The 10,521-nt window shown below is 62.8% G+C and carries 12 protein-coding genes; 5 read left to right on the forward strand and 7 right to left on the reverse strand.

The genetic code is table 11. The annotated features are described in order from the left end of the window. Window positions 1-35 precede the first annotated feature (35 nt). Complete coding sequence (locus AC1D0I_RS27435) at window positions 36-698, reverse strand: alpha/beta hydrolase (protein ID WP_477399050.1); 663 nt, start codon at window positions 696-698, stop codon at window positions 36-38. 202 nt (window positions 699-900) lie between these two features. Here AC1D0I_RS27435 and AC1D0I_RS27440 point away from each other — a divergent pair, with 202 nt between their 5' ends. Beyond that, window positions 901-2,145, forward strand: coding sequence for an OpgC family protein (locus tag AC1D0I_RS27440; RefSeq protein WP_477399052.1), 1,245 nt, complete (start codon window positions 901-903; stop codon window positions 2,143-2,145). Between the two features lie 4 nt (window positions 2,146-2,149). Here AC1D0I_RS27440 and AC1D0I_RS27445 read toward each other — a convergent pair whose 3' ends face one another. Then, entirely contained in the window at window positions 2,150-3,229 is a 1,080-nt protein-coding gene (locus AC1D0I_RS27445; RefSeq protein ID WP_477399054.1) for a LacI family DNA-binding transcriptional regulator, read from the reverse strand. A gap of 363 nt (window positions 3,230-3,592) precedes the next feature. Here AC1D0I_RS27445 and AC1D0I_RS27450 point away from each other — a divergent pair, with 363 nt between their 5' ends. After that, window positions 3,593-3,742, forward strand: a complete 150-nt coding sequence (locus AC1D0I_RS27450) for a hypothetical protein (protein WP_477399056.1) — start codon at window positions 3,593-3,595, stop codon at window positions 3,740-3,742. 121 nt (window positions 3,743-3,863) lie between these two features. Here the strand turns inward: AC1D0I_RS27450 and AC1D0I_RS27455 are convergent, their stop codons facing one another. Together AC1D0I_RS27455 and AC1D0I_RS27460 are read right to left on the reverse strand one after the other, a co-directional pair. Next, on the reverse strand, window positions 3,864-4,238 hold the full coding sequence (locus AC1D0I_RS27455; protein ID WP_477399058.1) for a DUF423 domain-containing protein: 375 nt from the start codon (window positions 4,236-4,238) through the stop codon (window positions 3,864-3,866). Window positions 4,239-4,279: 41 nt separating this feature from the next. Next, window positions 4,280-5,536 carry a multidrug efflux MFS transporter gene (locus tag AC1D0I_RS27460; RefSeq protein WP_477399059.1) on the reverse strand — a complete coding sequence of 419 codons (1,257 nt, stop codon included), beginning with the start codon at window positions 5,534-5,536 and terminating at the stop codon, window positions 4,280-4,282. A gap of 185 nt (window positions 5,537-5,721) precedes the next feature. Here AC1D0I_RS27460 and AC1D0I_RS27465 point away from each other — a divergent pair, with 185 nt between their 5' ends. Then, the gene (locus AC1D0I_RS27465) at window positions 5,722-6,387 is read left to right on the forward strand and encodes a GntR family transcriptional regulator (protein ID WP_477399071.1); all 666 of its coding nucleotides are present in this window, start codon (window positions 5,722-5,724) and stop codon (window positions 6,385-6,387) included. A 119-nt stretch (window positions 6,388-6,506) separates the two neighbouring features. Continuing rightward, window positions 6,507-6,740: a DUF982 domain-containing protein gene (locus AC1D0I_RS27470; protein WP_244730396.1), complete on the forward strand. Its 234-nt coding sequence runs from the start codon at window positions 6,507-6,509 to the stop codon at window positions 6,738-6,740. A 54-nt stretch (window positions 6,741-6,794) separates the two neighbouring features. Here AC1D0I_RS27470 and AC1D0I_RS27475 read toward each other — a convergent pair whose 3' ends face one another. Both AC1D0I_RS27475 and AC1D0I_RS27480 read right to left on the reverse strand, forming a co-directional pair. Then, the gene (locus AC1D0I_RS27475; RefSeq protein WP_095085720.1) at window positions 6,795-6,947 is read right to left on the reverse strand and encodes a hypothetical protein; all 153 of its coding nucleotides are present in this window, start codon (window positions 6,945-6,947) and stop codon (window positions 6,795-6,797) included. Window positions 6,948-7,449: 502 nt separating this feature from the next. After that, complete coding sequence (locus AC1D0I_RS27480; RefSeq protein WP_477399061.1) at window positions 7,450-8,493, reverse strand: aldo/keto reductase; 1,044 nt, start codon at window positions 8,491-8,493, stop codon at window positions 7,450-7,452. Window positions 8,494-8,764: 271 nt separating this feature from the next. Here AC1D0I_RS27480 and ppk2 point away from each other — a divergent pair, with 271 nt between their 5' ends. Beyond that, window positions 8,765-9,685: a polyphosphate kinase 2 gene (gene ppk2 / locus AC1D0I_RS27485; RefSeq protein ID WP_477399063.1), complete on the forward strand. Its 921-nt coding sequence runs from the start codon at window positions 8,765-8,767 to the stop codon at window positions 9,683-9,685. Window positions 9,686-9,784: 99 nt separating this feature from the next. Here the strand turns inward: ppk2 and AC1D0I_RS27490 are convergent, their stop codons facing one another. Then, the gene (locus AC1D0I_RS27490; RefSeq protein WP_477399065.1) at window positions 9,785-10,432 is read right to left on the reverse strand and encodes a dihydrofolate reductase family protein; all 648 of its coding nucleotides are present in this window, start codon (window positions 10,430-10,432) and stop codon (window positions 9,785-9,787) included. Window positions 10,433-10,521 lie beyond the last annotated feature (89 nt).

A 10,521-nucleotide genomic window follows, 5' to 3' on the forward strand; every position in this document is an offset into this window, starting at 1 on the left:
CCGCCGGCATGCTGGTCAGCAACGGCAGCCAGCAGCTAGGCGGCCGTTGCCGTCACCGCCTTCAGCCATTGCCTTGCGATTGCCGCGTCGGCGCTGCCGAATTCATGACCCGATGGAACAATCCTCGCGTCGAGGTCGGCGCCATGTTGGCTGAGCAATGTCACCAGAGCCGGCGCGAAGGGCGCATAGGTAAGGTCGGCAGCACCGGCGACGATCAGCACCCGCACGCTTGCCATATCCGTCGCCGGCACGTCGTCGAGCACCGGCATCGGCCGCAGCAGCGCGGCGCGTTCGACAAGGCCCGGATGCAGCAGCATCAGGCTCGAAACCAGATTGGCGCCGTTCGAATAGCCGAGAAAGATCGTGCGGGAGAGATCGAGATTGTGGCGTGTAGCCACATCCGTGACGAACCCTGCAAAAGCGTTGGTTTCGGTGCGGATGCTGTACTGTTCGAAGCGCGTCGGCGTGATGCGCGTGAACCAGCGGAAACCATCGTCCTGGACGATGCGGCCGCGCACGGCGACCAGCGTGGCGTGTAGCGCGATCTCTCGTGCCAGCGGCACCAATGTCGTCTCATCGACACCCGACCCATGCAGCAGGAAGAAGCATTCACCAGTTGAATCCGCAGGCCTGTAAATGCGGTAGCAGAAGGCGAGATCACGCCGTAACGCACCATCTTGTGAGGTCTCTTCGGTCATGGCCTCATCCTTTTGATTTCATGACGGTTCCGGTCAGTTTGCCGGCTTCAAAACGCAATATTTTCAAGCTCCGCGAAAGTTGATTGAACCGGGCGCATTACTGTCCGTTTCTTCGCCGATATCATTCCTATGGGAGGAATCGAAGCGGTGCGCCGGGGGTCGCATTGCCGGCATGAACAACCAGCTTTGAGGCCTTTTGTCGATGACCACCCAACTTTCCCCGGACCGCGGCACGCGTGTCCCCGATCGCGGCACGCGTATCGCGGACCGCGATACGCGCGTCTCGGAGCGTGACACGCGCATAGACGTGCTTCGCGCTCTCGCCTTGCTGACCATCTTTGTCGACCACGTGCCGGGCACCGCCTTCGAGTATCTGACCTACAAGAATTTCGGCTTTTCAGACGCGGCAGAGGTCTTCGTGCTGATTTCCGGAATCTCGGTCGCGCTCGCCTATGGCAAGAAGTTCCAACCCGGAAACCGGCTGCTGGCAACGTTGAAGCTGTGGCGCCGCGCTGGCGTGCTCTATGCCGCCCACATCGTCACCACCATGGTGGTGATGGCGATCTTCTGCGCGGCGGCGGTGTTCGCCCGCCGACCGGAGCTGTTGACGATGATCAACATCGAGCCGTTGATCAAGAATACGCCGCAAGTGCTGGTCGGCATCGTGACGCTCGGCCATCAGCTCGGCTACAACAACATCCTGCCGGTCTATGCGGTGCTGCTCCTGCTGGCACCGGTCTTCCTGCTCTTCATCAGCTACCGGCCATTGCCGGCGCTGGTCGCATCCGGTGCGCTGTGGCTGGTCGCCGGTATCTACCAGATCGCGCCGCCGAACTATCCCGAGCCCGGCTTCTGGTTTCTCAACCCGCTGTCGTGGCAGTTCCTGTTCAACATCGGCCTGGCAGGCACGCTGCATGTGCGTCGCGGTGGCACCATCCCGGTCAATTGCTGGCTGGTTGGCGCCGCTTTGGCCTACACCGCCACGGCGCTGGTCTGGGTGCACAGTCCGCTCTGGGGGCAGATCTCCTGGCTGGGCCTGCCTCCGGTGCTTACCGGCTTCGACAAGACGTTCCTGGCACTGCCGAGGCTGCTGCATATCCTGGCGGTGAGCTACCTGATCGTGGCATTCCCCGCCGTCTCGAACCTGTTCCGCACCGGGCGCGATCATCCGCTTGCCATATTGGGCAAGCGATCGTTGCCGGTTTTCATTGCCGGCACGGTGCTCGCCCTGACGGCGCAGGTGCTGAAGCTGATCAACCCGGGCGGGCTGGCCTATGACAGCCTGTTGATTGCCGCCGGCATCGCCATGCAGTTTGCGCTTGCCTACTATCTCGAATGGCTTTCGAGCCTTGGCAGGGCCGGGAAAAGCAGACCGGCTCAAAACGCCGCACTGCCGGTCCAGGCGTCCTTCGTCATGTCGTCGATGGCAACAAGAATGGGGCGTTGAGGCGTCAGGCGGGCGAGGGGCCGGATGAGGCTCGCACCACGAGGTCGACCGGCAGCGATTGCCGACTGAATGTGCCGTCGTTTTCGAGGATCGCCTTGACGGCAAGGCGGCCCATCTCGGCGATCGGCTGGACGATTGTGGTCAGCGGCGGCTTGGAGACCGCCCCTTCCGGGACGCCGTCGAAACCGACGATCGAAACGTCGCCCGGGACAGTGATGTCGTGCTGGYGCAGCCAGTCCAGCGTATGCAAGGCGATCCTGTCCGACATTGCCAGGATGGCGGTCGGTGTCTCGGCGCCGGCAAAAATATGGTCGAGGCCCGCCCAGACGCTCTCCTCGTCATTGACGGTTTCGTAGATCGGCACCTTCGAGACGTCGAGGTCGACGCGCGAGAGTTCGGCGAAGTAGCCGCGCAGGCGATCACGCGTCCCGGAATAGAGGGCCTTCTCCACCTGCGCCTGCGTGGTCGGGCCGAAACCGGCGTCGGCACAGGGCAGGGCAAGCACGGCAAATCGACGATGCCCAAGCTCGGTCAGATGGCGCGCCGCGAGACCGGCGCCGGCAATGTTATCGACACCGATCGCCGCGACCGCCCCGTCGTCGTCCGAATCAAGATCGAGTGCGACAAACGGGAGTTTGCGTTCGCGCGCCAGTTCGACCAGCCTTGAGCCGCCTTCGATGCAGAAGACGATGAAGCCGTCGACCAGCGCGCTCTGGATGTTCCAGGCGAGCTGTTCGTTGTTGGCGGCGGAGACCAGCGAGATCCCCGCACCAGTCGCGTCGCAAGCCTGCGAGATGCTTGCCATCATCACTCGGGCGAAAGGGTCGTTGAAGAAATAGGACAACGGTTCCGCGGTCGCGACACCGATGGCGTTGACCTTGCCGGCGCGCAGCAGCCGACCCTTTGGGTCGGGTCCGCCATATCCCATTGCCTCGGCTGCCGCCTTGACCCGTTCGCGGACCTCCTCGCGCACGATCTCCGGGCGGGCGAACACGTTGGACGCGGTGCCGTGCGACACGCCGGCCGCTTTGGCAATGTCTGCCAGCCGGACCGGTCTTGTCTTTCCAGAGCTCAATGGGGCCATCTTCGTCTCCTGAATTCATCCCATCTAACACTTTCGTTGGATCGGTTCAAATTCTGCCTTGAACAACGATCCGACGAAGTGTATCTTTGAATCGATCCAAGGGCATCGTCGACTCATTTTATTGGATCGATTCAACCCATAGGAAAAGGAGGTGTGTCATGCATCCCGTCAACTATCTCTTCCAAGACATCTACCGCAACGACTGGAGCATCGGTTCCGCCGCCACGACGCAGAGGCGGCACGCGGGTGCCAGCCCATGGGTTCGCGAACTGCGGCTCTTTGTGGAGCGCAGACGGAGCTAATCGGGATGGCTTTTTTTGTGCGTACCGGTTGGATCGATTCAAATCTTGAAAGGAGTGCATCATGCATCCCGTGAGCTATCTGTTCGAAGACATCTACCGCAACTACTGGGGCATCGCGCCGGCGTCCAAACGGCCGGAGAGGCGTCTATTGGCGAAGCTGCGGCGGCACGGTCGCGAAGCGCTCGATAGGCCCGAGCGCCGGCAGGATTGATCGTTCGACAAACGCGGTGTGACAGGATCGCGTCGGTTTTCGCGAATAGGACCGTCCCGGGCAGTGCGCCCGGAGACATCGCCCCCCAGAGACATCGATAAAGGCTACCGGTCCTGCCTGGTCAGGAACGTGTGCGCACCAGCGCCGAGCCAGCGATCACCAGCCAGCCGGCGATGAGCAAGGTGCCGCCGATCGGCGCCGACAGCGGGAACAGCCGCGAACCGAGGAAATCGCGGGCCAGCAGGTCACCGCAGAACAACAGCAGCCCAACCAGCAGGATCAGGCTGCCGATGCGCAGCGTCCGGTTCGCGCCAAGCAGTCCGGTCGCGAGGAAGACCGGCGCGTGCATGAGCAGGAAGGATGCGGCAGTGCCGACAAAGGCACCGCCCAGATGCGCCGCCGCGGCCGACAGCGCCACGCCGGCGGCGCCACAGAGGCCGCCGGCCAGGACGAGGATCCGGCCGCTGTTGACGGAAGATTGCTCGGCCGTGCTCATGTCTGGGGCTCCGTGACGTTCAAGGCATACGACCCAACTAGTCAGGGCTTGCCGGCATTGGCGAGCATGTCCTGCTCGCGGCGCGATTGCGCCAGCCAGTTATAGACCGCGCCGCCGGCCATCAAGATGGATGTGCCCAGAAACACCGAGCGCATGCCGAAATGGCCGCCGGCAAATCCGCCAAGCAAGGGGCCGGCGACCTGTCCGACATACTGGGCGGAGATCGAGAGCCCTAGCACATTGCCGCCGACGCCATCGGGAACATTGTGGCGGATGACGCTGGTGATGCAGGGCAGGAGCCCGCCCAGCGCCAGGCCCATCAGGAAGCGCAGGCCGATGAGTTGCCAGCTCTGCGTGACGAAGGCCTGCGGAATCAGCAGCAGCGCCGAGACGGCAAGCGCGCCGAGGATGACGTTCCAATGGCCGATGCGGTCGGCGAGCTTGCCGAGTCGTGAAGCCGACAGGATGGCGCCAAGCGCCGCCGCCGACATGACGACGCCAGAGATCAGCGTGACGCGGCTCTGGTCTTCGATCAATTGCTGCACATAGACGGTGATGATCGGCTCGATCGACATGGTGGCGAAACTCAAAAGCATGCCGGTCGCCAGCATGGCGATGATAGGCCGTTTGTCGGGGATTTGTGCCCAGCCGCCTTTCGGCTTGCCCTTCGATGCGCCGGCCGTCGCTTTCGGCCGGGGGTTCTCCTTGATCAGAAACGTGGTCGCCAGGAATGCCAGGAAGATGACGCCGCCGGACAGCAGGAAGGTGGCTCGGATGCCGATCAGCGGCGGCAAGGCGCCACCAACCAGCGGGCCGACCAGTGCCCCACCGGTGATACCGGCCGACAGCAGGCCCAATGCCCAGCCGGAACGCTCCTTGGGCGTCTGCATGGCAACCAGGATGGTCGATCCCGAGGAATAACCGCCGGCAAAACCGATCAGCAGCCGCAGGAGCACCAACTGCCAGACGGTCTGGACCATGCCGGTCAGCGACATGCATATGGCCATGCCAAAGCTGGCGCGAACTAGCATCACCTTGCGGCCGTAGCGGTCGCCGAGACGTCCCCACAGCGGCGCCACAAGTGCCGCCGCGAAAAAGGTTGCGCCATAGGCGATCCCCGACCATTGCACGATCGCCGCGTGGCCTTCAGCGCCGAGCTGCTCGATATAGAGCGGCAGGAACGGCAAAAGCAGCGTCATGGCGATAAGTGTCGAGAACGAACCGGCAAAGCAAACGAACAGATTGCGCCGCCAATGGATGTTGTAGGTGCTGTCGGTCGGCGGGGGCGTGTTCTGCATATCATGCGTCCTGTCCGCTCAATGCCGTATTGGCGGTTGCTGCGGATACCGTTTTGGGATACCAAGGTGGTATCCGTCATGGACGCAAGCGTGGGTGCTGTCAATGCGACCCTCTCAAACGTGATCGGGAAACGCGGCCGGAAAAACCGATCGCCAAGCCAACGGTCAGAAAAGCGGGAATGACAATGTCGCAGATGCAGAGCGTCGAAAAACAGCTTCGCCAGATGATCCTGGGCCTCGAGATCGGTCCCGGCGAGAAACTGACCGAGCGCTGGATCGAAAGCCGCTTCGGCGCCTCGCGAACCCCGGTCAGGGCCGCGCTGCTGCGGCTCGAGACCGAGGGCCTGGTCGGCAGGGACGGCCGTGGCTGGACCGTGTCGCCGATCAACCTGGCTGAGCTCGAGCAGATTGCCGTCTACCGGGAGGCGGTCGAGGTTGCAGCCCTTCACCTGACATGTGCGCTGACGGACCGCAGCGCGGTCGATGTGATCGAGGCGATGCTCGACTCCTGCGACACCGACACGCCACGGGAGGAATGGCATCGTATCGGCATGGATTTTCACATCGAGCTGGCGCGCTTGTCTGGCAACGAATTCCTGTTCCGGGCGGTCCGCGATGCCATGACACGCCTGTCGCGGGCCCGCTGGCTGGAGGTTCGCGACGAGGCCGCCCTTGCTCGCGCCTGGGCCGAACATCGCGCCATTCTGGCGGCGGCACGCCTCGGCGACGCGGATGAAGCCGCACGCCTGCTTTCGGCCCACATCGTCGGCAGCCGCGACCGCCTGGTGACGTCGCTCGCCAACGACCGGCGGGGTCTTCGCGCCAGGGGTTTTGCCGTCATCGCCGCCTAAGGCATGCGGTACGCGCCGCGCAAAAGGCGACGTCCGGGCGCGCCGTGCACTTTCGGCCTCGCTTCGCGGACACCGATGGCGTAAGAGCGGCGATGGAAAACAACCGATTTGAAACACCCGTGACCGTCAAGTCAGTCACGGCGGGGAGCACTCAGCTCTTGCGTACGGCTCGTGAGGCTTCCGATTACCTGCTCAACAGCTGGCCCGGCAAGCGCAGCCCCAAGCATCGCGCGGCCCTGCAGGCCTGTCACGATGCGCTGGCCGGCGACAAGCCGGCGATGAACGCCAGGCGCGCCTTCATTGCGGCGGCGCGCGAAGTGGACGTCTTCGTCAGCGACAAGGCCCCGGCTTGATCCAAGGCGACAATCTGGAATGAGGCACGGCCCGCATGCGCGGGCCTTTTGCCGTCACTTTGCCGTTTCGGTTTCGGTTTCAGTCTCGTCTTCGGGCTTCGAACGCTCGCGTGCGGCAACCTTGGCCGCCAGCTTTTCAGCCTTCTTGGCCGCCTTCTGGCGGTCGCGTTCCTTGCGTTCCTGATCGTAGTTTGGTGGTCGCGCCATATCGGCTCCTTTTCACTGCCTTGCGGCTCTGACCCTGCCTAGGAGCATTAGCCGTCAAACACAACAGCTGAAGCGATCGTGCCCGGCCGTTCGCGTCGATGATGGCCCGGGCTTGCAAGATGCACGGCACAATGGTGTAGGGGGCCGGGGCGCCAACGTATCGCGATCCGCGCGTTCGTTTTGATCAAGTGAAACCATGGCCACCATACAACGAACGACGGCAAGGGTTTTTTATTATGCGCGAAACGTCGTGCACGATATCGCGCCGCAGGCGCTTTTCCGCCGGCGGCTTGTGGGTCGCCTCGAAAAAGCCCGGCTTGCGGATGGTTCGGTTCGCCGGCGGCTGGATTACCACAACAGGCTGCAGGACGCGTCTCCCTGCTCGTGCTCTACAAATACTTTGTGCTCAGCGGCCAGATCGAGCCTGATGCCGAGGTCTGGCGCTATATCACGGGTTAAGAGCGGGCTTCGTCCGCCGAGCCCCGCCGCAAACCTCGCGTGGTCACACGCCGCTGCGGTCAATCACCAGATCGGCGGGACCAAAACGGTCCTTTGCCGTCAGTTGCTGGTGCCAGTAGGGATAGAGCACGGGTGGCCGGCTGACCGTGTCTAGGCGGTCACGCTCTTCGCCGGTCAGCACCAGGCTTGCCGCGGCGATGTTGTCGCGGAACTGCGTTTCGGTCCTGCCGCCGATCACCAGCGAACTGACCGCCGGCCGGCCGAGCAGCCAGGCCAGCGCAACCTGCGCCGCCGACACGCCGCGCTGCGTGCCGATCTCGACAAGGATATCGACGATCCGCCAGAGGCGGTCCTCGTCGCGGATCGGCGGCTCCGACCAGCCGGCAAGCTGGCGGGCGGTCGGGCTGTCGCGGCGGTATTTGCCGGACAGCAATCCGCCGGCAAGCGGGCTCCAGACCAGCACACCCAGCCCCTGGTCGACCGAAATCGGCAGCAATTCATATTCCGCCTCGCGCGCTTCCAGCGTGTAGTGGATCTGCTGGGTGACGAAGCGCGGCTGGTGATGGCTGTCGCTGATGCCGAGCGCCTTCATCACCTGCCAGCCGGAATAGTTGGAGCAGCCGACATAGCGGACCTTGCCCTGGGCAACCAGCGTATCGAGCGCGGCGATGGTTTCCTCGAGCGGCGTCGTACCGTCCCATTCGTGCAGGAAGTAGATGTCGATGACATCGGTCTTCAACCGCTTCAGGCTCTTCTCGCATTCGCGGATCAGGTGATAACGCGACAGGCCTTCATCGTTGGGACCTTTGCCGATCCGCATCCGCGCCTTGGAGGCGATCAGCACGTCGCCCTTGCGCTTGCCGCCGAGCGCCTCGCCGATGATCTCTTCGGAGATACCGTTCGAATAGACATTGGCGGTGTCGATGACATTGATGCCGGCATCGATGCAAAGATCGATCATCCGGCGCGCCTCGTCGAGGTCGGTCTTGCCGACAGCCGAAAATGCGCCGGCACCGCCGAAGGTCATGGTGCCCATGGTCAAGGTCGAAACTTTCAATCCGGAACGGCCGAGGGTGCGGTATTCCATGTCAGTCCTCGCGATTTTGTTGTTGAAAGGCAGTGCCCGGACGGGCCTGCCACATTTGTAGGACAATTCGAGCCGCTTGTCGCCATGCCACGACGATGGATCGATCATGCCTCGCGGAATTTGCAGTGGTGGTAGTCTCGCCCCAGGCTGCAATAAAACCGTCATTGCCGGCCTATATTGAAGTCGGCTCAGGTGTTGCCACTCCGGGACGCAGGCCAGGGGTTGGGGCGCCGGACGTGGATCGACAGGGCTTGCAAGCGGAGCAGCTGATATGACCGAGCTAAAACAGAATTCTCCTGCCAGGGACTGGCTTGAGGCCGAGCTCGCCGACACGCTCGACGAGGACTATGAGCTCGAAATGTCGGAGCCGGCGCTGTCGATGGAGATCGCCAAGATCTACAAGAACTCGCATCCGCCATCGATCGATCGCATGCAGTATTTTCGCGACCTGATCACCTTGCAATCCGAGCTGATCAAACTGCAGTCCTGGGTCGCCTATCACAGGAAGAAGCTGGTGGTGATCTTCGAGGGCCGCGACTCCGCCGGCAAGGGTGGCGTCATCAAGCGCATCACGCAGCGGCTCAATCCGCGCATCTGCCGCGTCGTCGCACTCCCGGCACCGACCGAGCGCGAGAAGTCGCAATGGTATTTCCAGCGCTATGTGCCGCATCTGCCGGCCGGCGGCGAAATCGTGCTGTTCGACCGCTCCTGGTACAACCGCTCCGGTGTCGAAAGGGTGATGGGTTTTGCAGAGCCCGATCAGGTCGAAGAATTCTTCCGCGACGTGCCGGAGTTCGAGCGCATGCTGGTCCGCTCCGGCGTCACCGTGGTCAAATACTGGTTCTCGATCACCGACGAGGAGCAGCAGATGCGCTTCCTGATGCGCATCCACGATCCGATGAAGCAGTGGAAGCTGTCGCCGATGGACCTGCAGTCGCGCGTGCGCTGGGAGCAGTACACCAAGGCCAAGGAAGAGACCTTTGCCCGCACCAACATTCCCGAAGCGCCCTGGTTCATCGTCGAGGGCAACGACAAGAAGCGGGCGCGGCTGAACTGCATCGACCATCTGCTCAAGCAGCTGCCGTATGAAGAGGTGCCGCACGAGGAGATCACGCTGCCCGAGCGCGTCTTCAATCCCGAATACGAGCGCCAGACGCTGCCGCGCGAACTCTACGTGCCTGAGAAGTATTGACTGTCTGGGGTTGCCAGATCTCCCCCCTCTCGTGGGGGAGATGTCCGGCAGGACAGAGGGGCACGTGAAGGACCGCGGCGTAGGCTACGCGTCTGAAACCTAAACCCGCTTGACGATCACATGCGTGGCGAGCGCTGTCGCCACCTGCTCGCTGCACTGATAGCCAAGCTTGGGCATGTCCAGGCCGGCAAAGAGATTCTCGCCCGCACCGAGCAGCAGCGGCGAGATCGCCAGATGCATCTCATCGATCAGTTTTTCCTGCAGATATTGCCGGATGGTGGCGACACCGCCGCCAACCCGCACGTCCCTGCCATCCGCCGCCGCCTTCGCCTGCTCAAGCGCCGAATGGATGCCGTCGGTGATGAAGTGGAAAGTAGTACCGCCCTCCATCGTGATCGGCGCCCGCTCGTGGTGGGTCAGCACGAAGACCGGCACATGGTAAGGTGGGTTGTCGCCCCACCAGCCCTTCCAGCTATCGTCAGGCCAGTCGCCCCGGATCGGCCCGAACATATTGCGGCCGAGGATCCAGGCGCCGACATTCTCGAAGCTGCGCGCCGCGAACGCCTCGTTGGTGTCGGTGGTGCCGCCCTCCTGTCCGAGCACCATCTTGCAGAAGGTGCGGGTGCCGACAAACCATTTATGCAGATCTTCGCCACCGACGCCGAGGGGATTTTGCAGGGTCTGATCGGGACCGGCTCCGTACCCGTCGAGCGACAGTGTGAAAGCATTGACGCGAAGTTTGGACATGAAAGCCTCCTCCATAACCAGTTGCGCAAAGGAGTAGCAAACTGATTGCGAAATGCAAGCGGTTTTTGTGAGTGCAGCAAGCCCCAGGC

Source organism: Mesorhizobium sp. P2_D1 (genome assembly GCF_056404455.1).

Coding starts and splice junctions, on each gene's coding strand:
- AC1D0I_RS27465 (WP_477399071.1), top strand. CDS start 5,722: ATGTCGCAGATGCAGAGCGTCGAAAAACAGCTTCGCCAGATGATCCTG.
- AC1D0I_RS27480 (WP_477399061.1), bottom strand. CDS start 8,493: ATGGAATACCGCACCCTCGGCCGTTCCGGATTGAAAGTTTCGACCTTG.
- AC1D0I_RS27490 (WP_477399065.1), bottom strand. CDS start 10,432: ATGTCCAAACTTCGCGTCAATGCTTTCACACTGTCGCTCGACGGGTAC.
- AC1D0I_RS27455 (WP_477399058.1), bottom strand. CDS start 4,238: ATGAGCACGGCCGAGCAATCTTCCGTCAACAGCGGCCGGATCCTCGTC.
- AC1D0I_RS27475 (WP_095085720.1), bottom strand. CDS start 6,947: ATGGCGCGACCACCAAACTACGATCAGGAACGCAAGGAACGCGACCGC.
- AC1D0I_RS27435 (WP_477399050.1), bottom strand. CDS start 698: ATGACCGAAGAGACCTCACAAGATGGTGCGTTACGGCGTGATCTCGCC.
- AC1D0I_RS27450 (WP_477399056.1), top strand. CDS start 3,593: ATGCATCCCGTGAGCTATCTGTTCGAAGACATCTACCGCAACTACTGG.
- AC1D0I_RS27460 (WP_477399059.1), bottom strand. CDS start 5,536: ATGCAGAACACGCCCCCGCCGACCGACAGCACCTACAACATCCATTGG.
- ppk2 (WP_477399063.1), top strand. CDS start 8,765: ATGACCGAGCTAAAACAGAATTCTCCTGCCAGGGACTGGCTTGAGGCC.
- AC1D0I_RS27440 (WP_477399052.1), top strand. CDS start 901: ATGACCACCCAACTTTCCCCGGACCGCGGCACGCGTGTCCCCGATCGC.